Here is a 25,496-nt window from a genome sequence, read left to right on the forward strand (position 1 = left end):
CGCCGTCCTGGTTTAAAGTTAATCCACTATATCCGAAACGGTTTTCTCAAGCATAAAGGTCGTCTGAACCTTTCAGACGACCTTTTTTATAGTGGATTAAAATTGCAATGATACGGCGTTGCCAACGCCCTTATGTACTACCCGTACACGGCGGGCGTTGCCGCCTTGTCTCATTTTTATTTTAATCCACTATACAACAGAAAAACACATTATCCATCCTGCCTTATCCGATTTTATGAGCAAACAGCCCAACAGCGCAGATCCAGCCGAAATCCCGCAAGACCAAACCGTCCCGCGCAGCAATACCGACAACGCGCCGCGTTCCGCCATCCACCAGACGCTTTATTCCGCCGATACATTTGCCCAACACGATTATCTCGCGGGTAAAAAACTGCCCGACATCGCCCGTCCGCAAGCGGGGCAGACCAACTGGCTGCATTTCGTTGGCATCAACGACGCCGCGCTGCTCAAACACACGCTGGAGCCTTACGGCATCCACGAGCTGGTCATCGAAGACATCCTCAGCCGCAAACAACGCCCCAAAATCGAAGACTACGACAATTATCTGTTTATCGCCGCTCAGGTTTACCACTACACCGCCGCCGGCAAACTGAATTCCGACCAAGTTTATCTGATTATCGGCAAGGATTTCGTGTTGTCGTTCCAGCAAAAACCGCTGGGGCTGTTCAGCCAGTTGCGCCGCCAAATGAGCGAAAACCCGCGCGGCATCCTTGGCAAAAATACCGCCTTCCTCGCCTATTGCCTGCTCGACCGCATCGTGGACGACTATTTCATCGTTTTGGAAGAGTACAACAACCGCGTCGAAGCCATAGACAAATCCCTGTTTAAAGATGAAAACAGCGATATCCTCGGCAAAATCCACCGTCTCAAGCGCGATGCCGTCCGCCTGCGCCGCACGCTCTTGCCTTTGCGCGATGTGTTCTATCAGCTTGCCGTGCGCGTCGATTTCACCATTTTCAAAGGCGAGTCCACCGTCTATCTGCGCGACGTGTACGACCACAACATGCAGCTTCTCGAATCGCTCGACGCCTCGCGCGACATGGTGTTGAGCATGATGGACATCTACCTTTCCTTCCAATCCAACCGCATGAACCAGCAGATGCGCGTCCTGACCGTCATCACCATCATCTTTATGCCGCTGACCGTCATTACCGGCATCTACGGCATGAACTTCGACAACATGCCCGAGCTGCATTGGCATTACGGCTATTTTATCGTTTTAGGTTTGATGCTGTGCATCATCGTCGGGCTGTTGATTTTCTTTTCGCGCAGAAAATGGTTATAAACCCATAAAAAAATCCAATTTCCGTATATTCATATATTAAATACAATCGGCAAGGTCGTCTGAAAACCATCCCAACCACTGAACGGCCGCCCGTCTAACACAAACATTCATTTTTAAAAGAGGAACACCATGGACCAAACCCGCCAACTCCCTTCACACGAACTCATCATGTCCGAACTGATGATGCCGGACACCGCCAATTTCAGCGGCAACGTCCACGGCGGCGAACTTTTGCGCCTGCTCGACCAAGTCGCTTATTCCTGCGCAAGCCGTTACAGCGGTAATTATTGCGTTACCCTGTCTGTCGATAAAGTCTTGTTTAAAGAGCCGATACACGTCGGCGACTTGGTAACCTTCTACGCCAGCGTCAACTACACAGGCCGAACCTCCATGGAAATCGGCATCCGCGTCGAGGCGCAAAACATCCGCACCGGCGAAGTGCGCCATACCAACAGCTGCTACTTCACCATGGTCGCGGTTGAAGACGGCAAACCTGTTCCCGTTCCGCCGTTGGAAATTACCACCGAGCGCCAACGCTGCCGTTATGAAAAAGCCAAAAAACGCAAAGCCTTGAGCCTTCAGGCATCGGACGAGGCTTCTTGCGGCTGCTGAAAACGGACGGATAAAACGGATTACAAGACAAAGGTCGTCTGAAAACCAGGTTTCAGGTTTTCAGACGACCTTTTTATTTGACGGATAAGGACATTATCGAAACTGCGTTTGTCGAAGCAGTTTCAGACGACCTTCTTCAATAGGGCAACCCTTACGCTTCTTCCGCTTTGCTGCGGATAATCAGAAGCGGCAGGTGGCTTTGGCGCATAACGGTTTCGGCGAAGCTGCCCATCAGGAGGTGCATCAGGCCGGTGCGGCCGTGTGTGCCGAGTACCAGCAGGTCGGCGCCGTTTTCATCGGCGTAATCGACCAAATCCTGCGCCATTTCGCGCGCGCCTTTGTTGGCGACCAGAAGGTGTTTGACAATGTTTTCCACGCCGTTTTCGCGGGCGGTTTTTTCAGCGAAGTCCAAAACTTCGTTGCCTTGGGCGACGGCGGCGGCCTCGTAGCTTTCGTGTTGCAGGAATTCGGGGGCGAGCGCCATGTATTCGGCGGGGTTGGCGACGTGTACCAAAGTCAGGCGGGCGTTGTTGACGCTTGCCAACTCGGCGGCGTGTTTCAGGGCGTTGAGGGAAGTTTCGCTGCCGTCAACGGCTACAACCAGATGTTTGTACATAGTTCATTCTCCTTTTGCGCCGCAGGCGGCACTTTGTTTCATGCGGTTGGGAAGGGTCCGATATGAAACGATTATAGACTCTTTCGGGCTGCTGCAACAGCCCGTCTGCTTTCCAGTATAATATGTGTCGCATTCGTCCGCAGCGTTTTGCGTTGATTTTCATTCATTTATTGATATATCACAAGGTTGGGTATGAACGACACCGTTTTTCTTCCTTCGCGCCGTTTCGGCGGTATTGCCAGACTCTATGGAGATGAAGCACTGGCGCGGTTTTCGCGCGCGCACGTCTGCGTGGTCGGCGTGGGCGGGGTAGGTTCTTGGGCGGTGGAGGCTTTGGCGCGGACGGGCATCGGTCGTTTGACCTTGATTGATTTGGACAACGTCGCCGAGTCCAATGTCAACCGCCAGCTTCATGCGCTGACCGACGATTTCGGCAAGGCGAAGGTAACGGCGTTGCGCGAACGCATTGCCCAAATCAACCCGCAATGCGAAGTGGAGGAAATCGAGGATTTTGTGACGGAAGACAATCTGGAAACGCTTTTCAGACGACCTTTCGACTTTGTGATCGACGCGATAGACCAAGTGCGCGTCAAGGCGGCGATGGCGGCTTATTTCGTGCGGCACAATCAGCCGTTTATCCTCAGCGGCGGCGCGGGCGGACAGAAAAATCCGGCGTTGATTCAAACCGCCGATTTGAGCCGCGTTACCCACGACCCGCTGCTTGCCAACCTGCGCTACACCTTGCGCAAACGCTACGGCTTCAGCCGCGATACCAAAGAAAAAATGCGCGTGCCGTGTGTGTTCTCGACTGAAAACATTACGCCGCCGCAATCGGGCGAAGCGTGTTCGACCGATACCGCGCCGCAAGGGCTGTCCTGCGCGGGCTATGGCGCGAGTATGCTGGTGACGGCTTCGTTCGGTCTGTACTGCGCGCAGGCGGCGGTAGAACATATTGCGGGACGGAAGTGAGATGAATCGATTTTTTAAAGCCTACTTTATCAGTAGCCTGATTTATGCGGTTGTCTTCGGTTTGCTGGTGTACAGTGTCGGTTTGCTGTTTTCAGGATTCGAATGTTTTGATATTGACGCTGACAATGAACAGTATGCAGAGTATTGTTCACGAGCTCATGAAATGTCGGCTTTTGAGAAAGTGTCTTTGAAGTTTTTCTTCTTTCCGTTTTTATCTGTAATGTTATTGTCCCTACTCAATGCCGGCATTATGAAGTGGGCCAAACGCTGTACAACTTCGATGACTCTTGCCTTGCCTATTGTCGAATGGTTGATTGTTTGGTTCGTTTTTTTGCTGTGGAAGTGGAGTAGTCTGGATAGTAGTTGGACGGCAATAACGGGACTTCTTTTTTTCGGATTGCCTGTTTATGGCATGACAGCAGTTCAAGCCCTGAGTGTGTTGGTCTCTTCTGCAAATGCCAATCAGAAAATTTGATGTGGGTTTAAGCCTTTTGAAATTTATTTTTTCAGACGACCTTTTTTGCCTATGAACCGATTTTTCAAAGCCTATTTTATCGCCAGCCTGATTTATGCGGTGTGGTTCGGCGTGTTGATGTATGCCGTCGATCCGATGTTTGGCGCAATGGGATGCGACATGCAGTCGGGCGATTATTTGTGTTTTCAGGACGGCTCTCCGCGGCCGTTTACCAATTTCCTTTATCCTTTCCTGTCCGTTCCGATATTCAGCCTTTTGCACGCTGCCATCATGAAGTGGCGCAAACGCTGCTCGGTCGGGATGATTTGGTTTTTGGTCGGCTGCGAATGGCTGCTATTGTCGGTTTGGATAATCGCGATGCTGGCACGCGATGGCTTTGTGTTTTCCCGCGATGCCGTTACGGTGCTGACCGGTTCGTTTTTCGCCGTTTTGCCGCTGCTGGGCATGGCGTTGGCGCAAACGCTTGCCATTGCCATCGCTTCTTTGAAAAGCCAACGCAAAAAAGGCTGATTTTTGTTTTGCCGCACTCGTTTGGGCGAAGCCCGCTGCGTTTTCAGACGACCCCGTGATGTATAGTGGATTAAATTTAAATCAGGACAAGGCGCCGAAGCCGCAGACAGTACAGATAGTACGGCAAGGCAACGTCGTACTGGTTTAAAGTTAATCCACTATATCAGATACCCATCAAACCTAATAAGAAAAAGCTCCTCTAAACATGCCTTCAGAACACCTTATTCCTTCCGCTGCGGCAACGTCGTCTGAACACACTGTCGCGTGGGTATTCGGTCAACCCGTAACCGATTTGCCGCAGGATTTGTTTATTCCGCCCGATGCTTTGAAGGTTGTCTTAAGCAGCTTCCAAGGGCCGTTGGATTTGCTGCTTTACCTTATCCGCAAACAGAATATCGACGTTCTCGATATTCCGATGGTGAAGATTACCGAGCAATATCTGCACTATATCGCCCAAATGGAAGCGTATCAGTTTGATTTGGCGGCGGAATATCTCTTGATGGCGGCGATGCTGATTGAAATCAAATCGCGCCTGCTGCTGCCGCGTCCCGAAGAGGTCGAGGATGAAGAGGCGGATCCGCGTGCCGAGCTGGTGCGCCGCCTTTTGGCTTACGAACAGATGAAACTGGCGGCGCAGGGTTTGGATGCGTTGCCGCGCGCGGGACGGGATTTTGCTTGGGCGTATCTGCCGTTGGAAATCGCGGTCGAAGCGAAGCTGCCGGAGGTGTATGTCGCCGATTTGACGCAGGCGTGGCTGGGCATTTTGTCGCGGGCGAAACATACGCGCAGCCATGAAGTGATTCAGGAAACCATTTCCGTGCGCGCGCAGATGACGGCGGTTTTACGTCGCCTGAACGAGAACGGGATATGTAAATTCAGCGATTTGTTCAAACCGGAGCAGGGCGCGGCGTATGTGGTCGTCAATTTCATCGCGCTGTTGGAGCTTGCCAAAGAAGGTTTGGTCCGCATCGTCCAGCCGGACAGCTACGGCGAAATCGAAATCAGCCTGAAACAGGAAAATTTAGAACGCCCGGAAGCGGAAGAGGGTGTTTCAGACGACCCCGCCGCCGACATTGAAGGCGAAACGGCATGATGATTTCACGCTTGGCAAAGCCATACCCATTTTAATCAACTGCCCTTTATATAGTGGATTAACTTTAAATCAGGACAGGGCGACGAAGCCGCAGACAGTACAGATAGTACGGCACCGATTCACTTGGTGCTTCAGCACCTTAGAGAATCGTTTTCTTTGAGCTAAGGCGAGGTAACGCCGTACCGGTTTAAAGTTAATCCACTATAAACAAACAGGTACGAATTTATGAACAGTGTTTCCCCGCTCAACCGTAAAGCCTCGCTGTGGGCGGTCGGTTTGATGTTGTTCGCTTTGTTTTTCGGTGCGGGCAATCTGATTTTCCCCGCTTATCTCGGACAACAGGCGGGGAAAAGCTGGTTTTCTGCGATGACGGGTTTCCTGTTGACCGGCGCGGGTCTGCCGCTGTTGGGCGTGATTGCCATCGGCTATTCCGGTTCGCGCGATGTGCAGGCGCTGGCTTCAAGGGTTGCCCCTTGGTACGGCGTGGCGTTTGCCGTCGCACTGTATTTGTCCATCGGGCCTTTGTTTGCCATGCCGCGTACGGCGACGGTGTCGTTTGAGATTGCCGTTGCGCCGTTTTTGAATGAAAGCCAGAAAACAGTCGGGCTGGCGGCGTTCAGCGTGGCGTTTTTCGGCGTGGCGTATTGGCTGTCGATGTCGCCGGGCAAACTGGTGGACCGCATCGGTAAAATCCTGACGCCCGTATTGCTTTTGACGATTGCCGTTTTGGTTGGCTACGCCGCGTTGAATCCGATGGGCGTTCCCGCAGCGGCACAAGGCGATTTTGCCCTCCGTCCGTTCATAAAAGGCATTTTGGAAGGCTACGGCACAATGGACGCACTCGCTTCGCTGGTGTTCTCCATTATCGTCATTGACGCCGTGCGCGCGATGGGCGTGGACAACCGCTCCGAGCTGCTGCGGACGACCGCCGTTTCAGGCATCGTCGCCGCATCTTGTCTAGCGCTGGTGTACCTCTTCATCGGCTATATGGGCGCAACCAGCGTGTCAGGCTTGGGACTTCAGGAAAACGGCGCGGAAGTGTTGTCGAAAACCGCAAATTTCTATTTCGGCGTACCCGGCAATATCCTCTTGGGCGTCATCGTCCTGCTCGCCTGCTTGAGTACCGCCGTCGGACTGATTACATCATGTTCCGAATATTTCAACCGCCTGTGTCCCGGCATTCCTTACAAAATGTTCGTCGTCATCAATACGGTCGTGTCTATGGCGTTGGCGAACAAAGGCCTGTCCTCCATCCTGACCTTCTCCATCCCGATGCTGATGCTGCTGTACCCGCTGACCATCGTCATCATCCTGCTGGTCTTCCTGCACAAACTGTTCGGCGGCAGCCGCATCGTCTATTTCTGCACCATGATGGCAACGCTGGCAGTCGGTTTGCTCGATGCCTATAAAGCCGCATTCGGCTTCAGCGAAGAAGTCGCCGCCGACATCAACGGCGCACTGCCGCTTTACAACGTCGGACTGGGTTGGCTGCTGCCCGCAACCGTCAGCTTCGTTTTAGGGTGCATCCTGAACGCCGCGCTCAAGAAAAAACATAAGGCTTAAATCACAAAACAAAGGTCGTCTGAAATTTTTCAGACGACCTTTTCCATTCAATCCCAGATAAATCCAGAAATTTGATGGATGCTCATTTTCGCAGGCTGCCTGACCTTTATGGTTGGCAACCGCACTTCGGATGCGGACCGGTTAACCGGAAACCACAAAATCCACCGTATGCGCTTCGCTGTAATCGGGGATTTCCAGCTTGTTGATCATGCGGTGTATCACATCATTCGGCACGGAATGTTCGCGGTTACGGTTTTGCGACAGCAATTGCGTGTAAGGTACTTCCAAATAAATCAAGTGTACCCGCGCGCCGTAGTCGGCGAACATAGGCAGCCACTTGCTGCGCAGGTCGCGGTTGAGGTTGGTGGCGTTGAAGACAAATGACGTGCGGGCGCGCAGGTATTCTTTTGCCTGCTCTTTACCCAAACGCACGGCTTCTGCGCTGTGTTTCGGGTTAGCGGGGTCGAGTTTGCGCTCGCGGCGGATGTCGTCCAGCGACAGCATGGGCAGATGGGCAAGGTGTTGCCGGATATAGCTGTCTTTGCCACTGCCCGCTATGGCGCACATGGCGTACACGTCAAAGGTTCTGTCGTCAAACGGCTGGTAATCGGGCATGTCTCTGCGGGCGTTGAGATAGAGATAGCGGCCGTAATCGCTGGCGAAATTGCGCGCTTTGCCCCAGCAGTCGTTTTCTTCGCACAGCTCGCGGAACAAGTCGATGCGCAGCAGGATATCCTGTTGGTCGCGGCAGATGCGACCTAGAACGTCGGCTTTGGCAAGCATGGCGAGGTGAGCGGTATTGACCTGCAAAGAAGCGGCGATGACGGCGCGTTCCGGACTCGGTTTGTCGATTGCCCACAGCGGCAGTCCGTGCAGACGCACGAGTTTGGCTATCGCTTCGCGCACAGCAAACGGCGTGGCAAGTTCGGTGTAAAGCAGGGAGCGGGCAGTGTATTCACCTTTTTTGGCATGGTTCGGCGACACAATCCGCTCTTTGCCGCCTTGGATCTCACGTTTAGTGGTGCTGCGTTTTTCTACATCATGCAGCATAGCGGCGGCAAACAAGATATGTTGCTCCTGCTCGCTGAGTGTTTGGAATTCAGACAGTTGCAGCAGGGCTTCGCACACCATTTTAGTATGGACGAATACATCGCCTTCAGCGTGCCATTCAGGATCCTGCGGCACGTTTTTCATATCGGCAAACCAACTGAAGCGATGCTCCAAGGCTTGCCAGTCGGGAAGTTTGCCGGGTGTATAATGGGGGAATGTCCACATGGTAGTCTTTCTTATTATTGGATGATTTGACTTCAGGCCGTCTGAAACTGCCAGCTTTGCCAATGGTATTTATCATAATCGATAAGGCGGGCGGGCTTCCAAGTTTTTGTCCAATGCATATCGGTTTTAACGTGTTTGGCGCGAACAAGTTTAAAGAGGTTGTCAAACTCGTTGGACTGTACGGGCAGGTTACCGTTGTTGGTGGCAAAATCAGCGGCATTGCGGATGACGAAACCTTCGCTGCATGCTTCGCCTGTTTTCGGGTCGTAGCCGCCGAGTTTGCCTGCGGTTTGCACGCTGTCTGTCCATGTTGCACCTAAATTGGCGGTCAGCCATTGCGCCAAAGCGGTGTCTTCGTCGGTGTATTTTTGGGTGAAGTCGGTAAGCGGCTTCACGATGGGAAGTTCGGGGACTGTGGGGAAGTCGAACAGCTGGGCATAGAATTTAACTTCTTCCCACGACAGCCAATGTCCGCCGCGACGGACGGCAAAAAGGTAAAAATAGCTTTCCAACTGCGAATAGGCGATGGAGTGGATACCGTACATGTTTTCGCCGAAAAGTTCGAGGTCACCCAAGTCGTCTTTGATGTGCTGCCAGCGTTGCAGCAGCGGTTTGTCCCACGGATGTTGGGTAGGGGCGGCATGGCTGCGGGCATAAAGACCGTGGGCGGTGAAGCAGTTGTTTTGCCCGTCCAGCTTTTCGGTCAATACCAATTGCGGCAGAGTAGCGAAATGCGCGAGGTAGCCGCGAGGCATAAAGCGGTCGTCTGAAGTTGTGCCCAGGCTGATGGGTGCGTGCAGGCTGCGGGCGTATTTTTGTGGTTCGGTATTGGCTATCATGATTTGTCCTTGAAATTTATAGTGGATTCACTTTAAACCAGTACAGCGTTGCCTCGCCTTAGCTCAAAGAGAACGATTCTCTAAGGTGCTGAAGCACCAAGTGAATCGGTTCCGTACTATCTGTACTGTCTACGGTTTCGTCGCCTTGTCCTGATTTATGTTAATTCCACTATAATTTTTCTACTGTATCGCTTTGTTTAGACACCAAAAGCTGGTCGATTTTCAGATTTTCGGTGTCGATGATTTCAAATTTATAGCCCGCGTAAACCAAAAAATCGGTGCGTTTCGGAATTTTGCGCAGGGAATACATCATAAAGCCGGCGATGGTTTCGTAGTTTTCCGAATTTGGAAATTCCTCGATGTCCAACGCGCGCATTACGTCGGCGAGCGGGGTCGCGCCGTCCACCAGCCAAGTATCTTCGGTGCGGCGGATGATCTGCGGCTCTTCTTCGGTATTGACCAGCTCGCCCATGACGATGCTCATCACGTCTTTCAGCGTCACCACGCCGACCACCAGCGCGTATTCGTTCACCACCACGGCAAAGTCTTCGCCGGAAGTTTTGAAGGTTTCCAATACATCGTAAAGCGACAGTGTGTCGGGGATGAACAAGGCTTTGCGCAACACGCGCTTGTCGGTCAGGCGAACGTCTTTTTCTTTTAAAAACAAAGTCAGCAGCGTGTGTGATTCGATGTAGCCGATGACGCGCTCCAAATCGCCGTCGCACACCAAGAATTTGTTGTGCGGTTTTTCCGACATCATGTCCAACACGGTATCGCTGCCGTCGTTTTTATCGAAATAGGCGATGTATTCGCGCGTGCTCATGGTGGAAGTCACCGTGCGCGCCTGCATGTCGAAAATATTTTCAATCAGGTAGTGTTCCTGCTCTTTCAACACGCCCGCCTGTGCGCCCGCATCGACGACGGCGTAAATGTCTTCCGAAGTCAGCTGCTCTTGGCGGACGGTGGAAATTTTGAAGAGTTTGAATATCGCGTTCGCCAGTCCGTCAAATGTCCAAACGAAAGGCTTTAGGATAAAAATCAAAAACATCATCGGCCGCACGATGCGCACCGCCACCGCTTCGGGATGGGTCATCGCTATGCGCTTGGGCATCAGGTCGGCAATCAAGATGAAGCTGCCCGTAACCAGCGCGAACGTCAGCAGCGACGCGGCGGTACTGCCCCAACTGCCCGCGTTTGCCAACAAACCGCCGAAATAAGGGCGCACTGCCGCTTCGCCGACGATACCGGCGAGAATGGCGACGGCGTTCAAACCGATTTGGACGACGGTGATGAAACTGCCCGGCTGCTGCTGCATATTGAGCACATCCAGCGCGCGCGTGTCGCCGCCGTCTTTAGCCATCACTTGCAACTTGATTTTGCGCGCCGAGGCGAGCGCGAGTTCGGAACAGGAAACAAATGCGCTGATAACGATCAGCAGGCACAATAATAATAAGGCTTCGAGGATATTCATGAAAAACGGTGTGTGTGGCAAACAGAGGACATTTTAGCATTAAAGGTCGTCTGAAAATTTCAGACGACCTTTTTGCCAACCATACTTACCAATCGCGCGGGGCAACCAGTTCTTCGATGTCCGCATCTTCAAAGCCGTAGCTTTGGGCGATGTATTCCATATCGGTGGCAATCATGTCTCTGGCGACGGTCTCGATTTCGCTGTCGTTTTCATCAAACTCTTCAGCCAATTCGTTGAAGCGTTCGGTAGCTGCGTGGGTCAGTTCGTATAGGGCGTCGAGATTTTCGGGCTGTTCGGTTTCGATTTGGCGGCACAGTTCAACCAGGATGTTTTCTCCTTTTTGCACGAGTTTGTGCGGGAAATAATCGTCGTCGTACATATCCTGCAAAAAGGTGTGGTTTGCCAATTCGGTGTTGTTCAGTTGATGACGTGTAGTCATGATTTTCCTTTTCTATTTAGCAGATGGATTTTAAAAAAAGGTCGTCTGAAAGCGCAGCTTCAACGAAGTTAAAACGGTTTTGAGATTTTCAGACGACCTCTGTGGATTGTGGGCGACAGATTAGCTTTTTCCTTCAAACATATGGCTTAACTTTTGGCGGTAAAGCGTTTGTTGACGCGCAGGCGTTCGCCGCGGCCGGCTTTTTTGATTTCCAGCCAGTCGGTGTAGATGGCGTGGATGAGGTGGTTTATGGTTTCAAAGCCGTATTGCTGCGGGTCGGTGCCTTGTGCGGCGAGTTGCTTCGATACGTCGCTCAAACGCGCCCAGCCTTGTTCGTCGGCGTGGGTGTCGACTGCCTGCTGTACAGCGGGGATAACGCGGGTAACGGGCAGTTTGCTGCTTTTGGCGGCGGGTTCGGGTTTGGCGGGTGTCGGTTGCGCGGTGTCTGCCGCAGGGTTTGGTGCAGTATTTTCGTTTTTGGTTGGGTTGGTTTTTTTGCTGCGCGTTTTGCGTTTTTGCGCGGCGTTGGGGTCGTCTGAAACGGTTTCTTCTGCCTGATGGGTTGCCACTGGGTTTTCAGACGACCTCTCTGTCGGCTTGTCGGCGGATTTGCGGCGGCGGACTTGGAGTTGGTTGTTGTCGGTGCGGTGTTCGAAGATGTCGAAGGATTTGATGAGGTCGGAGAGTTTGCCGTAGCCGTACAGCCTTGAGTCGAAATCGGGATTGATTTTGCTGATGTAGCTGCCGATGGGACCGAGGTTCGCCCAGCCGAGGTCGTCGGCGTTTTCGCGCACGGCGCGTTTGAGCAGGGACAGCGCGTCAGGGGCGGCGGCAGGGGTGTTTTTGCCGCTGTTTTTCTCTTTTTCTTGGCGTTGTTTTTCGGGACGGAAGATTTCGGTGTAGATGAATTTGTCGCAGGCTTTGCGGAAGGCTTCGGGCGTTTTCTTTTCGCCGAAACCGTACACGGTCAGCCCGCTTTCGCGCAGGCGGCTTGCCAGGCGGGTGAAGTCGGAATCGCTGGATACGATGCAGAAGCCGTCGAAGTTGCCGCTGTATAGCAAATCCATCGCGTCGATGACCAGCGCCATATCGGTGGCGTTTTTGCCTTTGGTGTAGGCGAATTGTTGGACGGGGATGATGGCGTGGGGCAGGAGGGCGGCTTTCCATTTGGAAAGGCCGTGGCTCCAGTCGCCGTAGATGCGTTTGACGCTGGCGATGCCGTATTTGGCAACTTCTTCGAGCAGGCGGTCGATGATGTCGGCGGGGGCGTTGTCGGCGTCGATGAGGACGGCGAGTTTTTTGTTGGCCAATGTGGTCATGGGGACTCCGTGGTATTCATGTCAGTCGAGGTCGTCTGAAAACTGGTTTTCAGACGACCTCGATCTTTTAAAGCATATCTTGTATGGCGGCGCGTTCTTCTTCCAGCTCCGCCAGTGTCGCGGCGATGCGTTGGCGGCTGAACTCATCCGACAAGTCCAAGCCTTGGACGATGCGGTAGCTGCCTGCGTCGCAAATGACGGGGAAACCGAAAATCAAACCTTCAGGGATGCCGTAAGAGCCGTCGGAGGGGACGCCCATCGTTATCCATTTGCCGCTGCTGCCGAGCAGCCAGTCGCGCAGGTGGTAGATGGCGGCATTCGCGGCGGAGGCGGCGGACGACGAACCGCGCGCGGCGATGATGGCGGCACCGCGTCCGGCGATTTTCGGCATGAAGACTTCGGTGTTCCAATCGGGTTCAGTAATCATGTCTTTGACGGACTCGCCGTTGCTGGTGGCGTAGCGGTAGTCGGCGTACATGGTCGGGCTGTGGTTGCCCCAGACGCACATTTGCTCGATGGAAGGAATCGGGCGGTTGATTTTCTCGGCGACTTGGCTGACGGCGCGGTGGTGGTCGAGGCGCATCAGGGCGGTGAAGTTTTCCGGCGGGATGTCGGGCGCGGACTTCATGGCGATGTAGGCGTTGGTGTTGGCGGGGTTGCCGACGACGAGAACTTTGACGTCGCGATGGGCAACTTTGTTCAACGCCGCACCTTGTACTTTGAAAATTTCGGCGTTGGCGTGCAGCAGGTCGGCGCGTTCCATGCCTTGCGTACGCGGGCGCGCACCGATCAAGAGGGCGATGTCGGCATCTTTGAAGGCGACTTCGGGGTCGTCTGTGGCAAAGATGTCGGCAAGGAGCGGGAAAGCGCAATCCTGCATTTCCATAATCACACCGCGCAATGCCTGTTGCGCCTGTGGCAGGGCGAGCAATTGCAGGATAACGGGTTGGTCGCGTCCGAGCATAATGCCGCCGGCGATACGGAACAGGGTCGCATAGGCAATTTGCCCTGCGGCGCCGGTAACGGCGATGCGGACGGGAGGCTTGAGTGTCATGTTTTTCCTTTTGAAGTCGTTGTTTTACTTGGTTTGAGGATTATAACAGCATTGAGTATTAGAGAATGAAAAGGTCGTCTGAAACTGGGAATAGGATTTCAGACAACCTTTCATGTTGCTGTCTGTCAATTTTCCGCATCGCGGCAGATGTCGATGGCTTCCTGAAGGCTGGAAACGCCGAAGATTTTTAGATTCGGAAACTCTTTTTCGTTGCGCGGCATATTGGCTTTGGGGACGATGGCGCGTTTGAAGCCGAGTTTTTCCGCTTCTTTGAGCCGCTCCTGTCCGCGTGCGACGGGGCGGACTTCGCCGCTTAGGCCGATTTCGCCGAAGGCGACCATTTTTTCAGGCAGAGGGCGGTTGCGGAAGCTGGAGAGCATGGCGAGGATGACGGCGAGGTCGGCGGCGGGTTCGCCAATTTTGACGCCGCCGACGGCGTTGAGGAACACGTCTTGGTCGAAGCAGGCAATGCCGCCGTGGCGGTTGAGGACGGCAAGCAGCATGGCGAGGCGGTTTTGTTCGAGACCGACGGTGAGGCGTTTGGGGGTGAAGCCGTGCGCATCATCGACCAATGCCTGAATTTCGACCAAAAGCGGGCGGCTGCCTTCCTGCGTGACCAAAACGCACGAACCGGGTGTGTCGTCGCGGTAGCTGGCAAGGAAGATGGCGGACGGGTTGGATACACCTTTCAAACCGTTTTCGGTCATGGCGAACACGCCCAGTTCGTTTGCTGCGCCGAAGCGGTTTTTGATGGCGCGTATCATGCGGTAGTTGGAATGTTGGTCACCCTCGAAATACAGCACGGTATCGACCATGTGTTCCAGTACGCGCGGGCCGGCAATCGCGCCATCTTTGGTAACATGTCCGACCAGTATCATGGCGATGCCCATCTGTTTCGCCATACGGGTCAGTTGGGCGGCACATTCGCGCACCTGCGATACGGAACCTGGGGCGGAAGTGATTTGGTCGGAATACATGGTTTGGATGGAGTCGATGACGACGACTTCGGGCTGATGCTGTTTCAACGCCGTCTGAATCGCTTCCATGCGGATTTCGGCAAGCAGGTTTACGCCTTCGGTGGGCAGTTCCAAACGCTGCGCGCGCAGGGCGACCTGTTGGGCGGATTCTTCGCCGGAAACGTACAGCACTTTGCGGCTTTGCGCCATTTTGGCGATGGTCTGCAACAGCAGTGTGGATTTGCCGATGCCGGGGTCGCCGCCAAGCAGGATAACCGCACCATCGACCAAACCGCCGCCCAATACGCGGTCGAGTTCGCCCATGCCGGTCGGATTGCGCGGCACTTCGGTGGCGGTCACGGCGGAGAGGGATTGGACGGTCGAGGTGTCCGCCGCCCAAGATTGGAAGCGGGCGTTTTTCGGTTCGGGCGCGGCAAGGCTTTCCTGAAGCGTGTTCCATTCGCCGCAATGCGGGCATTTGCCTTGCCATTTCGGGGAAGTGCCGCCGCATTCGGTGCATTGGTAGATGGTTTTGGGGGCTTTTGCCATGATGTTTTCCCTATGGGATTTTTGAAGTGTGAAAAGGTCGTCTGAAAACTGATATCGTTTTCAGACGACCTTTTTTCAAGGATTCGGACTGGGCTTATTTGCTTTCGTCTTTACCGTCTTTCTTGTCTTTTTTCGGAGCCGGTTTTTTCGCCGCCAAACCTAAAGACTTCTGCCATTCGACTGGATTTTTGACTAAATCCAAGGCTTTGCGGAGCTGGTCGTCTTTGGCAGGATTAGGAATACGACGGCTGGAGAGGTCTTCGTCTTTCTCTTTGTCCTTGCCTTTTTTGGACTTGGCGTTTTCGTCGGCTTTGGCGGCTTCGTTTGAATCAGGCGTGCTGATTTCGTTGCTGCTGTTGACGTCTTCGCCGCCGAGCGGGTTGCCGATGTGTCCGGCGAGGTCGGCTTCGCGGCTTTCAAAAGCGCGGTCTTTGTCTTTGACTTCGACGTCGGGAACGATGCCTTGCGCTTGAATCGAGCGGTCGTTCGGCGTGTAGTACAGCGCGGTGGTCAGTTTGACTGCGCTGCCGTTGGACAGCGGAATCAGGGTTTGAACCGAGCCTTTGCCGAAGCTTTGCGTACCGACGACGACGGCGCGTTTGTGGTCTTGCAGCGCGCCGGCGACAATTTCGGAGGCGGAAGCGGAACCTGAGTTAATCAACACGGTCATCGGGATGGTTTTCAACTCGGCGGGCAGATCTGCCAGCGGGTCTCTGCCGCTCGTGCGGATGTAGTCTTCGGGACGGGCTTTCAATACCATGCCCTCTTTGCCGTCGCGGCCTTTGGTGCTGACGACTTTTGCGTCTGCGGGCAGGAAGGCGGCAGAGACACCGACCGCGCCGTCAAGCAGGCCGCCCGGGTCGTCGCGCAGGTCAAGGATGATGCCTTTGAGCGGCGCGCCTTTGTTTGCCTTAATCAGAGCTTTGGCGGCTTCGTTGATGCCCGCTACGGTGCGCTCTTGGAATTGGGACACGCGGATGTAGCCGTAGTTCGGCTCAAGCAGGTGGTGGCGGACGCTTTTGACTTTGATGATGGCGCGGGTCAGGTTGACGACGATGGGTTTGTCCACGTTTTTGCGCGAAAGGGTCAGGGTGATTTTGGTACCCGGTTTGCCGCGCATTTTTTTCACGGCTTCGCTGGTGGTCAGGCCGCGTGTGGAGACGTTGTCGATTTTGGCGATGAAGTCGCCGCTTTTCACGCCTGCGCGCTCGGCGGGCGTATCTTCAATCGGGGCGATGACTTTGATAAAGCCGTCTTCCTGACCGATTTCCATACCCAAGCCGCCGAATTCGCCGCTGGTGGATTCTTTCATGTCGGCATAGCCTTTTTTATCCATATACTCGGAATGCGGATCGAGGTCGGATACCATGCCTTTCATCGCGCCTTCAAAGAGGTCGGCGTCGGATTTGTCTTGGTAATAATTGGCTTTGATTTGCCCGTAGACTTCCGCCATGTTGCGGATGGATTGTACGGGCAGGGTTTCGTTGTCTTTTTTGTCTTTTTCGGCGGCAAAGCTTTGAACGCTCAAGCTGAGGGCGACACCGCTGAATGCGCCGAGTGTGTAGAGTGCGACTTTTTTCAAAGTGGATGTTGACATTATGAATGGCTTTCTTTTTGTATAGTGGATTAACTTTAAACCAGTACGGCGTTACCTCTCCTTACCGTACTACCTGTACTGTCTGCGGCTTCGTCGCCTTGTCCTGATTTATGTTAATTCCACTATAATCTTTCATTTCAGACCGTAATGACTGTGAAACGGGGTGGGAAATATTGCTTCAGACGACCTGAATATACATTCGCAAGACTGTATGCGATTTACGCTTGGTAAACAACAGGGTTAGCGTAAAAAATATCTGCGCGGGTGTAAAAGCTTTTGAATATAGGGCCGTCGGGTCGGGTTGTTAAATTTCAGACGACCCCGTGATACGGCAAAAGGTCGTCTGAAAATGTCAAACCGGTTTGCAGGTCAGCTTATCCAGGAGAGCGGGTTCATTGCCTGCCCGTTGTAGCGGACTTCCAAATACAGGCCTTCCATGCCCGAAGGCAGGGTTCCGCTGATGCCCAGGCGGTTGCCTGCGGCTACGGCGTAGCCTTTGGCGACTTCGATTTCGCTCAAACCTGAATAGATGCTGATATAGCCGTCGCCGTGATCGATGACGATGACTTTGCCGAAACCTTCCAATTCATCGGCGTAGGTAACCGTACCGCCGGCAATGCTGCTGACGATTGCCGGAGTCGTTTGGTAGAACACGCCTTTCCAAACTTCACCATCGCCGCGGTCTTGTCCGAAGAGTCCGGCAAGCGTGCCGCTTACCGGTTTTTTCAGACGACCCTGCATGCGGCTGAAGCTGTTGGCATTGCTGATTCTGACGTAGGAAGGCGCGCGGATGCTCATGTCTTCCGCGGTCAGGTTGGACATGGCGGCGCGTTCGTCGGCGGCTTTTTGCGCGGCGGCGCGGTCTTTGCGCGCTTTTTCAGCGGCGGCAAGACGGGCCTCGGCGGCTTTTTTACGCGCTTCGGCTTCCTGGCGGCGTTGCTCGGCTTTACGCTTTTCCAAGTCTTTCAACAGATTGTTCAGGCGTTGTTCGTTTTCTTTGTGGTTGATTTTTTTCTGCGCCTCTTTTGCCATCTGCGCGTTTTGGCGGCGGCTTTCCGCCTGTTCGGCAGTATTGGTTACACCTTGGCGGCGCAGCGAGGACTGGATGTTGACCTGAAGTTTTTTCAGGTATGCCAGCTCGTTGTTGATTTTCTGCTCTTGCGCTGCCAGCTCTTTTTGCTGCTTCTCAAGGTCTTTGATGACTTGATCGTTGGCGGTGTTGATATAGCGGGTGTAACGCAGGAAGCGGGTTTTCTGACCCGGCTCGGCATTTTTCAGGAACAGGGCAACGGCGTTAGGCTGGCTGTTTTTATAGTTGCCTGAAACGAAACGGGAAATTTGCGCGCGCGTATTGGAAACTTGGGTTTTCAGGTAGTTCAAATCAGCATTGAGTTTTTGAAACTTGTCCCATGCGTCGCGCTGTTGGCGGTTGATGGCGGATAAGTTGATACGGCTTTGCTGCAACTGTTTCAACGTGGTGTTGACGTGGATGATGAAACCTTCGTTGCGGCTGCGCAGCGATTTTTTGCTTTCCAAATCATTGGCTGCGGCGGTTACTGCGGCTTTGAAGTCGTCTGAATCGGCGGCAGCGGTTTTCTTATCGGCTTTGTCCGCTTTTTTCTCGACGGCTTTTTTGTCCTGTTTTGCCGCTGCTTCGTCTTTTTTAGGCAGCTCGGCGGCTTCTTTTTTTGCCTTTACATTATTTTTGGCTGCGGGTTTGTCTGCCGCTTTGTCTTTGCCTTTTACAGGCTCGGTTTTTGCAGGAACGGCTTTGCCTGCCTTCTCTTCCGCTTTGGCTTCGCCTTTTTTGGTTTTGTCGGCTTTATCTTGTTTTTTGGTTTCTTTGTCGTTTCTGCGTTCTTTGGCACGCTCGTTTTTTGCCGCTTCGGCAGTTTCCTTTTTGCTTTTGGCTACGGGCTTTTCATCTGCCTTGTCCCTGGCGTTTTTCGCGGCAGGTTTCGCTTTGTCTTTGGCAGCTTCTTTTTTAGCAGGTTCGGCGTCTTTTTTGTCTTTGACGCTTTTTTTGACAGGCGCAGCCTTTTCCTTAGGCGCGTCTTTGGCGGCGAAAGAAGGCGAAGCGAAACCGATGAGCAGGGCGAGTAAAAGAGGTTTGTAACGCATGATTGGGTTCTGGATCGTTAAAATAAAGGCAATAGGCGGAATTATATAGTCAGCGGGGTCGTCTGAAAATATTGTTTAGGCAATTAAAACGGCGGTCATGCTGTGTTGTTTGTCATATTGGATTCAGTATGGGCAAGCTGCACGGCAAGGTTTGGCATCATAATATTTAATATGATGCTCCGTTTATTTTTGTTGTAAAACCGACGGCACGAATCGGGCGATGGTATCGCGCAGGACGATGAGTTTGCCGTGGAAGAAATGAGATGAGCCGGCGATGGTGATAACCGGCAAACCTTGCGGTTCCGCCCATGTCCAAGCCTTGCTGATTTCAACGACTTCGTCTTCTGCGCCATGAATCATCAGGGTTTTGGTAATGTCAGGGACGGCTGAAGGCTCGGGACGGTCGGTGTAGTGGTGTACTGCCGCGCCGATGAGCAGCAGCAAATCCGGTTCGCGCTCTTGGGCGGCGAAGGTGGCGACATAGCCGCCGAAGGAGAAACCTGCCAATGCGAACAGTTCGGCTTCGGGGTGTTGCGCGCGGGCATAGTCGATGACGGCGATGCAGTCTTGCGTTTCGCCGCGTCCGTAATCGTGTGTGCCTTCGCTGTTGCCTACGCCGCGCAGGTTCGGCAGGTAGCAGTGGAAACCGAGTTGCGATAAGGCTTTGGCGGCGGTTTGGATGACTTTGTTGGTGTTCGTGCCGCCTTGCAGCGGGTTGGGATGGTTGATGACTGCCACGCCGCGTGCAGGTGTTTGCGCGGCGGGTAGGAAGATGGTTTCGAGCAGGCCGACAGGGCCGGATATTTGGATGATGTCAGGTTTCAACATGGGTTTTCCTTTATTTTGTGTGTGCTGTGAGGACGGTTTATTGCTTTATCAGGTGTTGCCGTCGCCCAATCTGTATTTGGGTTTTCAGACGACCTGCTCATCTCACAGATAAAAATGTTTGCCGTTGTTGGGGTTGCTTGCTTTCAAATCGTTCAACATCCGCTTGAAATCCAAGCCGTATTGTCCGCTTAGCTTTTCCGCGCGTTTTTTCAGCTTGTCCAGGTTTTGCTCTTTCGGGCTGCTTTGAAACGCCATAACCGCCATATTGCCGTGGCTTTCGGCGGGCAGTTCCAGCACGCGGCCTTCGAAGACGTTGAGCAGGCGTTCGATAAAGCGTTGGTAGCGTTTATCGCCGCTCCACCAGTTGGTGACGAACACGCCGTCAGGTGAGAGGGCGTGGCGGCAGTCTTGGAAGAAGGGTTCTTCCACCAGCGCGTCGATGATTTGTTCGCCGTCGAAACCGTCCACCAAAATCACGTCGGTATTGTGGCGGAACACTTTGATGTATTCCGCGCCGTCCGCTTCGACGATTTCGAAGTTTTCCCCTTCAAACGGCAGCTCGAACAGGCTGCGGGCGACGGCGATGACCTGAGGGTTGATGTCCACGGCGGTTTGTTTGGTGTCGGGCAGGTAGCTGTCTATCCAGCGTGCGAACGAGCCGCCGCCCAAGCCGATTTGGGTGATGTGTTTCGGCGTTTCTTCCGCAAACAGAAGCCAGCCCATCATCGCGCGGCTGTACGACAAAACCAGTTCGGCGGGATGGTCGAGGTTCATCGAGCTTTGGATGGTGTCGCTGCCCAAATGCAACGAGCGGATGTTGCCTTCTTCGGAAATGCCGACTTCGGGCAGGTCGGACTTGGCGGGGCGCAGGCGGCGGTAGGGGTGTCGTGGCATGATGTGGACGGATGGAGGGGAAAGGGGAGTATTTTATCAGAGTGTCGTCTGAAATGCTTTTTGTGCGGTTGTTTTTCAGACGACCTTTCGGCTATATGCCTGAGCGGCTTGGTTTATATATGGTGTAATCATTACGTCTGAAATAAATTTCTTTTTAAATCAGATATTTTTTATAAAAATTTACTTTGTGGGCGACAGGCTCTTGCCAAGCTGGGCAGTTAACGGCATAATTCGGCTTCTTTGCCGGTATAGCTCAGTTGGTAGAGCACCTGACTTGTAATCAGGGGGTCCCGAGTTCGACTCTTGGTGCCGGCACCAGTTTATCGCTGAAGGTGCCGCAAGGCATTTCAGTAAGCCGGTATAGCTCAGTTGGTAGAGCACCTGACTTGTAATCAGGGGGTCCCGAGTTCGACTCTTGGTGCCGGCACCAATCAAACAGCCCGATTGTGAAAGCAGTCGGGCTGTTTTGCGTTTGCCGTTCGGGTGGCAGGGCGGCGGGCATTTCACTATAATAGCCCGTTTTAATCTAAAAGGTCGTCTGAAAAAGGCGGAATACATTCTAATGATTACTGTGAACACACTGCAAAAGATGAAGGCAGAAGGCGAAAAAATCGCCATGCTGACCGCCTATGAATCCAGCTTTGCCGCGTTGATGGATAACGCCAGCGTCGATGTCTTGCTGGTGGGCGATTCCTTGGGCATGACCGTGCAGGGGCGCAAATCCACGCTGCCCGTCAGCCTGCGCGATATGTGTTACCACACTGAAAACGTCGCGCGCGGTACGGAAAACGCGATGATTGTCAGCGACTTGCCTTTTGGTGCGTATCAGCAGAGTAAAGAACAGGCGTTTGCCGCCGCTGCCGAACTGATGGCGGCAGGCGCGCATATGGTCAAACTTGAAGGCGGCGTTTGGATGGCGGAAACCACCGAATTCCTGCAAATGCGCGGCATTCCCGTCTGCGCCCATATCGGCTTGACCCCGCAGTCCGTGTTTGCCTTTGGCGGATACAAAGTGCAGGGGCGGGGCGATAAGGCGGAAGCCTTGTTGGTAGATGCGAAAGCACACGACCAAGCGGGTGCCGCCATCGTATTGATGGAATGCGTACCGGCAGAATTGGCGAAAAAAGTAACCGAAACCGTCTCTTGCCCGACCATCGGTATTGGCGCGGGTGTGGATTGCGACGGACAAGTTTTGGTCATGCACGATATGCTCGGCATTTTTCCGGGAAAAACCGCCAAATTCGTCAAAAATTTCATGCAGGGTAAAGATAGCATTCAGGCCGCCGTTGAAGCCTATGTCCATGAAGTCAAAGCCAAAACCTTTCCCGCTGCGGAACATTCGTTTGCTTGATACCCTCAACTGAAAAAGGTCGTCTGAAAAGGTTTTCATCGTGAAAACCGAATTTCAGACGACCTTTGTTTGTCTGTGTTCCCAGCGTATAATCGGCGCGTGATTTTCGGGCTGACAAAACATAGCGGCTGAGCGCCGCAATCCCGAAAAAGATAAAGGACATTTTCCACCATGCAAATCATTCATACCATTAAAGAATTACGCGAATGGCGCAAAAACGCAGGCAGCGTTGCCTTTGTGCCGACTATGGGCAATCTGCACGAAGGCCATCTCGCCCTCGTTCGCGAAGCCAAAAAACGCGCCGACAACGTCGTGGTCAGCATATTCGTCAACCGCCTGCAATTCGGACAGGGCGAGGATTTCGACAAATACCCGCGCACCTTGCAGCAAGACGCCGACAAACTCGCCAACGAAGGCGTAGCCGTCGTGTTCGCGCCTGACGAAAAAGAGCTGTATCCCAATGTCGAGCAACGTTTCAACGTCGAACCGCCCAACCTCCAAAACGAATTGTGCGGCAAATTCCGCCCCGGTCATTTCCGCGGTGTCGCTACTGTCGTCAGCAAACTGTTCAACATCGTCCAACCCGATACCGCCTGCTTCGGCAAAAAAGACTATCAGCAGTTGGCGATTATCAAAGGCTTTGTCGAAGACCTGAATTTCAATATCGACATCATTCCCGTCGATACCGGCCGCGCTCCCGACGGACTTGCGCTTTCCAGCCGCAACCAATACCTCAGCGAAGCCGAACGCGCCGAAGCCCCGCGTCTGTACCGCGAATTGCAGCGCGTCGCTGCCGAACTCAAAAACGGCAATCTGGATTATGTCGGACTGGAAACAGAAACCGTCCGCCGCCTGACCGAAGCGGGCTGGGTGGTCGATTACGTCGAAATCCGCCATGCCGAGAGCCTCGCCGTCGCACGTACCGGCGACAAGGCTCTCGTCGTCCTCGCCGCCGCCCGCTTGGGAACGACGCGTCTGATTGACAACTTGGAAGTCAGCTTGGCTTGATTGTTGGAATAGAAAAAGGTCGTCTGAAAACCGGTTTGGGTTTCAGACGACCTTTTTGTTGGAAGAGCGTTTTACATCTGCACCAAGCCGTTGACTGTGATGCTGATTTCTTCTGAGCCGGGAGACGGGACTTGGATAGCGTTGTTTTCGTCGCTTGCCGAACGCTTGAACATGGCAGCTTCGGCATTCATCATTTTGGCGCGGGCGAAACCGTTGTCTATGGAACGGTTGCCGATATGGCCTAAATTGAGTTTGACGATTTTGTAGTTGGAGAAGCCGAGCGTTTTTGCCAAGTCTTGCGCGCGGTCTTTGAAGCGCAGGATGGCGGCTTTGCTGACTTGATCGACGGCGGCTTCGCGTTTTTCTTTGGATATGCTGAAGCCGATGCGGTTGAGCGTGGCAGTTTGCAGCGTTTCGTCAATCAGGCGGTTGATTGCGTCAAAGTCTTTGCTTTCGACTTTGAACACGGCTTCTTCTTCCCAGCCTGTTTGGATGCGTTTGCCGTTGTTGTTGTATTCATAGCGCGGGCTGGCGCTGCGGTTGAGGATTTCGGTTTGGAGTTTGTTGTTTTGTACGGCTTTGTTGAAGTCGTTGAATTTTTTCTGAAACGCTTTGTTCACCGTAGCGCGGTCTTTGCCTTCGGAAGCAATGCTGAAGTAGGCGGTCATGGTATCGCGGGTTATTTCGAGATGGGCGGACTCGGCAAATTCGATCATGTTGTAATGAAGGGTGTCGGTTTCGGCTGCGGCGGGCAGGGCGGTTGCGAGAACGAGGGCGGCAAGGATGGGGCGTAACATGGATTTTCCTTTTGGTATCGGATGTGGAAACGGATGATGTTGGGTAATTTGTGTCAGGTCGTCTGAAAGTGCAGCTTCAATAGAGTTGCAAAAGGTTCTGGCTTTGCTGCAACAGGTTTCAGACGACCTTTGACGGTGTCAGCCGAAAAAGCCCATTTTGACTTGGATGAGTTTTTCAAGTTCGGGCAGGACGCGGCGGCGGGAGACGAAGAAGATGATGTGGTCGCCGTCTTGGACAATGGTGTCGGTGTGGTGCCCCATGATGACTTCGCCCGTTTCGGCACGGACGATGGCGGCGATGTAGCAGTCGCCCGGCCATTTGATGCCGCTGATGCGCCTGCCGACGATGGCGGAGGTGTTTTTGTCGCCGTGGACGACAACTTCGATGGCTTCGGCAGTGCCACGTCTGAGGGGGTGGACGGCAACGATGTCGCCTCGGCGGATGTGGGCTAGGATGGAGCCGATGGTGATGAGGTGCGGCGACACGACGATGTCGATTTTGTTGCCTTCGAGCAAATCGACGTAGCTGGAGCGGTTGACGATGGTGACGACGCGTTTTGCACCGAGATTCTTCGCCAACAGGCTGGACATGATGTTGTTTTCGTCGTCGTTGGTCAGGGCGCAGAATACGTCGATTTCGTCGATGTATTCTTCGTCCAGCAGCGTTTCGTCGGTGGCGCTGCCTTGCAGGACGAGGGTGTTGTCGAGGTTTTCGGCGAGCCACTCGGCGCGGCGGGGGTTGTGTTCGACGATTTTGATGTCGTATTTGGATTCGAGCTGCTTGGCAAGGCGGTAGCCGATGTTGCCGCCGCCGGCAATCATGATGCGGCGGGTGCGCGCTTCTTTGGGGCGCAGTTCGCGCATAATGATGTTGACGCTGCTGATGTCGGCGGCAAAAAGTACCTCGTCGCCTTCGATGATGACGGTTTGCGGCGTGGGGACGATGAGGCGGTTGTTGCGGTATATGGCGCAGATTTGGCAGTCCGCGCCTTCGGGGAGGTGTTGGTTGATGTCGGCGATTTCACGGTTGACGAGCAGCCCGCCTTTACGCGCCTGTACGATGACCATGCGGACTTTGTCGCCGGCAAACCTCAATACCTGCAATGCGCTGGTGTAGCTGAGCAGCCCGACGAGCTGTTCGGTAACGAGCTGTTCGGGACTGATGGTTTCGGTGATGTCGAAGACGGTAAGGCTGCCGTTTTCCGTATCGTCGTTTTCGGGGTAGGGGTATTCCAGATATTCGCTGGAACGGACGCGGGCGATGCGGCTGGGGATATTGAAGAGGTCGGCGGCGATTTTGCAGGCGACGATGTTGGTTTCGTCGCTACGGGTTAGGGCGAGCAGGAGGTCGGAGTCAGCCGCGCCCGCCTGTTCGAGGATAAACGGGGATGCGCCGTTGCCGAGTATGGTTTGGACGTCGAGGCGGCTGCCGATGTGTTGCAGGGCTTTTTCGTCGATGTCGATAACGGTAACGTCGTTGCTAGAAACGGAGGCGAGGTTTTGCGCGACGGTCGAGCCGACCTGTCCGCTGCCGAGGATGAGGATTTTCACGGTTTGGGCGGGTGTTTGGGTAAGGATGATGGGATTGTATAGTATAGTGGATTAAATTTAAATCAGGACAAGGCGCCGAAGCCGCAGACAGTACAGATAGTACGGCACCGATCCACTTGGTGCTTCAGCACCTTAGAGAATCGTTTTCTTTGAGCTAAGGCGAGGTAATGTCGTACTGGTTTAAAGTGAATCCACTTAAAACAAAATAAAAAGGCTACAATGTCATCCTTGCCGCATTTCGGCTGCTTGGAATATATGGGGTCGTCTGAAAAATGAACTGGCCCCCAAATCTTGGACACTCAT

Annotated in this window: 23 protein-coding genes, 2 tRNA genes and 3 pseudogenes; 13 read left to right on the forward strand and 15 right to left on the reverse strand. The window is 53.6% G+C overall.

Annotation, left to right across the window (positions count from 1 at the left end; genetic code table 11):
- The first annotated feature begins 235 nt into the window (after positions 1–235).
- Complete coding sequence (gene corA / locus HMPREF3277_RS06940) at positions 236–1,306, forward strand: magnesium/cobalt transporter CorA (protein ID WP_070514324.1); 1,071 nt, start codon at positions 236–238, stop codon at positions 1,304–1,306.
- Between the two features lie 129 nt (positions 1,307–1,435).
- Positions 1,436–1,918 (forward strand): acyl-CoA thioesterase, encoded by a 483-nt coding sequence (locus tag HMPREF3277_RS06945; protein ID WP_003755401.1) that lies wholly within the window; start codon positions 1,436–1,438, stop codon positions 1,916–1,918.
- A gap of 151 nt (positions 1,919–2,069) precedes the next feature.
- On the opposite strand, the gene HMPREF3277_RS06950 is transcribed toward HMPREF3277_RS06945, so the two are convergent.
- Positions 2,070–2,534 carry a universal stress protein gene (locus HMPREF3277_RS06950; protein WP_003755397.1) on the reverse strand — a complete coding sequence of 155 codons (465 nt, stop codon included), beginning with the start codon at positions 2,532–2,534 and terminating at the stop codon, positions 2,070–2,072.
- A 192-nt stretch (positions 2,535–2,726) separates the two neighbouring features.
- Here HMPREF3277_RS06950 and HMPREF3277_RS06955 point away from each other — a divergent pair, with 192 nt between their 5' ends.
- The 6 genes and pseudogenes from HMPREF3277_RS06955 to brnQ all read left to right on the forward strand — a co-directional run bounded on the left by HMPREF3277_RS06955 (position 2,727) and on the right by brnQ (position 7,144).
- Positions 2,727–3,503, forward strand: a complete 777-nt coding sequence (locus HMPREF3277_RS06955; RefSeq protein ID WP_003763714.1) for a tRNA threonylcarbamoyladenosine dehydratase — start codon at positions 2,727–2,729, stop codon at positions 3,501–3,503.
- 1 nt (position 3,504) lies between these two features.
- The gene (locus HMPREF3277_RS06960; RefSeq protein WP_070870490.1) at positions 3,505–3,978 is read left to right on the forward strand and encodes a hypothetical protein; all 474 of its coding nucleotides are present in this window, start codon (positions 3,505–3,507) and stop codon (positions 3,976–3,978) included.
- 51 nt (positions 3,979–4,029) lie between these two features.
- Positions 4,030–4,488 carry a hypothetical protein gene (locus tag HMPREF3277_RS06965; RefSeq protein WP_003755393.1) on the forward strand — a complete coding sequence of 153 codons (459 nt, stop codon included), beginning with the start codon at positions 4,030–4,032 and terminating at the stop codon, positions 4,486–4,488.
- 61 nt (positions 4,489–4,549) lie between these two features.
- Positions 4,550–4,658: pseudogene (locus HMPREF3277_RS15305) on the forward strand (IS5/IS1182 family transposase); the annotation flags it as partial.
- 35 nt (positions 4,659–4,693) lie between these two features.
- Positions 4,694–5,581 (forward strand): segregation and condensation protein A, encoded by an 888-nt coding sequence (locus HMPREF3277_RS06970; RefSeq protein ID WP_070870492.1) that lies wholly within the window; start codon positions 4,694–4,696, stop codon positions 5,579–5,581.
- 225 nt (positions 5,582–5,806) lie between these two features.
- Positions 5,807–7,144, forward strand: coding sequence for a branched-chain amino acid transport system II carrier protein (gene brnQ / locus HMPREF3277_RS06975; RefSeq protein WP_070870493.1), 1,338 nt, complete (start codon positions 5,807–5,809; stop codon positions 7,142–7,144).
- Positions 7,145–7,285: 141 nt separating this feature from the next.
- Here brnQ and HMPREF3277_RS06980 read toward each other — a convergent pair whose 3' ends face one another.
- The 12 genes and pseudogenes from HMPREF3277_RS06980 to HMPREF3277_RS07030 all read right to left on the reverse strand — a co-directional run bounded on the left by HMPREF3277_RS06980 (position 7,286) and on the right by HMPREF3277_RS07030 (position 20,486).
- Positions 7,286–8,419 carry an AAA family ATPase gene (locus HMPREF3277_RS06980; protein ID WP_070870494.1) on the reverse strand — a complete coding sequence of 378 codons (1,134 nt, stop codon included), beginning with the start codon at positions 8,417–8,419 and terminating at the stop codon, positions 7,286–7,288.
- A 32-nt stretch (positions 8,420–8,451) separates the two neighbouring features.
- On the reverse strand, positions 8,452–9,258 hold the full coding sequence (locus HMPREF3277_RS06985; protein WP_070870496.1) for an RNA ligase family protein: 807 nt from the start codon (positions 9,256–9,258) through the stop codon (positions 8,452–8,454).
- Positions 9,259–9,427: 169 nt separating this feature from the next.
- Entirely contained in the window at positions 9,428–10,729 is a 1,302-nt protein-coding gene (locus HMPREF3277_RS06990) for a polyamine export protein PaeA (RefSeq protein WP_070870498.1), read from the reverse strand.
- A gap of 85 nt (positions 10,730–10,814) precedes the next feature.
- Complete coding sequence (locus HMPREF3277_RS06995; protein WP_070492421.1) at positions 10,815–11,168, reverse strand: DUF5713 family protein; 354 nt, start codon at positions 11,166–11,168, stop codon at positions 10,815–10,817.
- Between the two features lie 146 nt (positions 11,169–11,314).
- Positions 11,315–12,487 (reverse strand): NYN domain-containing protein, encoded by a 1,173-nt coding sequence (locus HMPREF3277_RS07000; RefSeq protein WP_070492422.1) that lies wholly within the window; start codon positions 12,485–12,487, stop codon positions 11,315–11,317.
- Positions 12,488–12,554: 67 nt separating this feature from the next.
- On the reverse strand, positions 12,555–13,541 hold the full coding sequence (locus HMPREF3277_RS07005; protein WP_070870499.1) for a malate dehydrogenase: 987 nt from the start codon (positions 13,539–13,541) through the stop codon (positions 12,555–12,557).
- 125 nt (positions 13,542–13,666) lie between these two features.
- The gene (gene radA, locus HMPREF3277_RS07010) at positions 13,667–15,046 is read right to left on the reverse strand and encodes a DNA repair protein RadA (RefSeq protein WP_003778096.1); all 1,380 of its coding nucleotides are present in this window, start codon (positions 15,044–15,046) and stop codon (positions 13,667–13,669) included.
- 94 nt (positions 15,047–15,140) lie between these two features.
- Entirely contained in the window at positions 15,141–16,643 is a 1,503-nt protein-coding gene (locus tag HMPREF3277_RS07015) for a S41 family peptidase (protein WP_070870501.1), read from the reverse strand.
- Between the two features lie 64 nt (positions 16,644–16,707).
- Positions 16,708–16,770, reverse strand: a pseudogene (locus HMPREF3277_RS15590) (transposase); the annotation flags it as partial.
- A 242-nt stretch (positions 16,771–17,012) separates the two neighbouring features.
- Positions 17,013–18,764: a murein hydrolase activator EnvC family protein gene (locus HMPREF3277_RS07020; RefSeq protein WP_070870502.1), complete on the reverse strand. Its 1,752-nt coding sequence runs from the start codon at positions 18,762–18,764 to the stop codon at positions 17,013–17,015.
- A gap of 183 nt (positions 18,765–18,947) precedes the next feature.
- A complete protein-coding gene (locus HMPREF3277_RS07025; protein ID WP_009311957.1) occupies positions 18,948–19,592 on the reverse strand; it encodes an alpha/beta hydrolase in 645 nt (214 codons plus the stop codon).
- 102 nt (positions 19,593–19,694) lie between these two features.
- On the reverse strand, positions 19,695–20,486 hold the full coding sequence (locus tag HMPREF3277_RS07030; protein ID WP_070870504.1) for a polyamine aminopropyltransferase: 792 nt from the start codon (positions 20,484–20,486) through the stop codon (positions 19,695–19,697).
- 242 nt (positions 20,487–20,728) lie between these two features.
- Between HMPREF3277_RS07030 and HMPREF3277_RS07035 the strand changes: the two genes are divergently transcribed.
- From HMPREF3277_RS07035 to panC, 4 genes are all read left to right on the forward strand, one after another.
- A tRNA-Thr gene (locus HMPREF3277_RS07035) sits at positions 20,729–20,804 on the forward strand.
- 36 nt (positions 20,805–20,840) lie between these two features.
- Positions 20,841–20,916: transfer RNA gene (locus HMPREF3277_RS07040), tRNA-Thr, on the forward strand.
- A 132-nt stretch (positions 20,917–21,048) separates the two neighbouring features.
- Positions 21,049–21,837 (forward strand): 3-methyl-2-oxobutanoate hydroxymethyltransferase, encoded by a 789-nt coding sequence (gene panB, locus HMPREF3277_RS07045; RefSeq protein WP_070870506.1) that lies wholly within the window; start codon positions 21,049–21,051, stop codon positions 21,835–21,837.
- A 171-nt stretch (positions 21,838–22,008) separates the two neighbouring features.
- The gene (gene panC, locus HMPREF3277_RS07050; protein ID WP_070870508.1) at positions 22,009–22,845 is read left to right on the forward strand and encodes a pantoate--beta-alanine ligase; all 837 of its coding nucleotides are present in this window, start codon (positions 22,009–22,011) and stop codon (positions 22,843–22,845) included.
- A gap of 71 nt (positions 22,846–22,916) precedes the next feature.
- Here the strand turns inward: panC and HMPREF3277_RS07055 are convergent, their stop codons facing one another.
- Complete coding sequence (locus HMPREF3277_RS07055; protein WP_070870510.1) at positions 22,917–23,642, reverse strand: SIMPL domain-containing protein; 726 nt, start codon at positions 23,640–23,642, stop codon at positions 22,917–22,919.
- A 138-nt stretch (positions 23,643–23,780) separates the two neighbouring features.
- Positions 23,781–25,193: a Trk system potassium transporter TrkA gene (trkA, locus tag HMPREF3277_RS07060; protein ID WP_003762926.1), complete on the reverse strand. Its 1,413-nt coding sequence runs from the start codon at positions 25,191–25,193 to the stop codon at positions 23,781–23,783.
- Between the two features lie 42 nt (positions 25,194–25,235).
- Here trkA and HMPREF3277_RS15310 point away from each other — a divergent pair.
- Positions 25,236–25,298: pseudogene (locus HMPREF3277_RS15310) on the forward strand (transposase); the annotation flags it as partial.
- Positions 25,299–25,496: the final 198 nt, after the last annotated feature.

Origin of the sequence: Neisseria sp. HMSC70E02 (assembly GCF_001838645.1) — a bacterium.
GTDB lineage: Bacteria > Pseudomonadota > Gammaproteobacteria > Burkholderiales > Neisseriaceae > Neisseria > Neisseria macacae.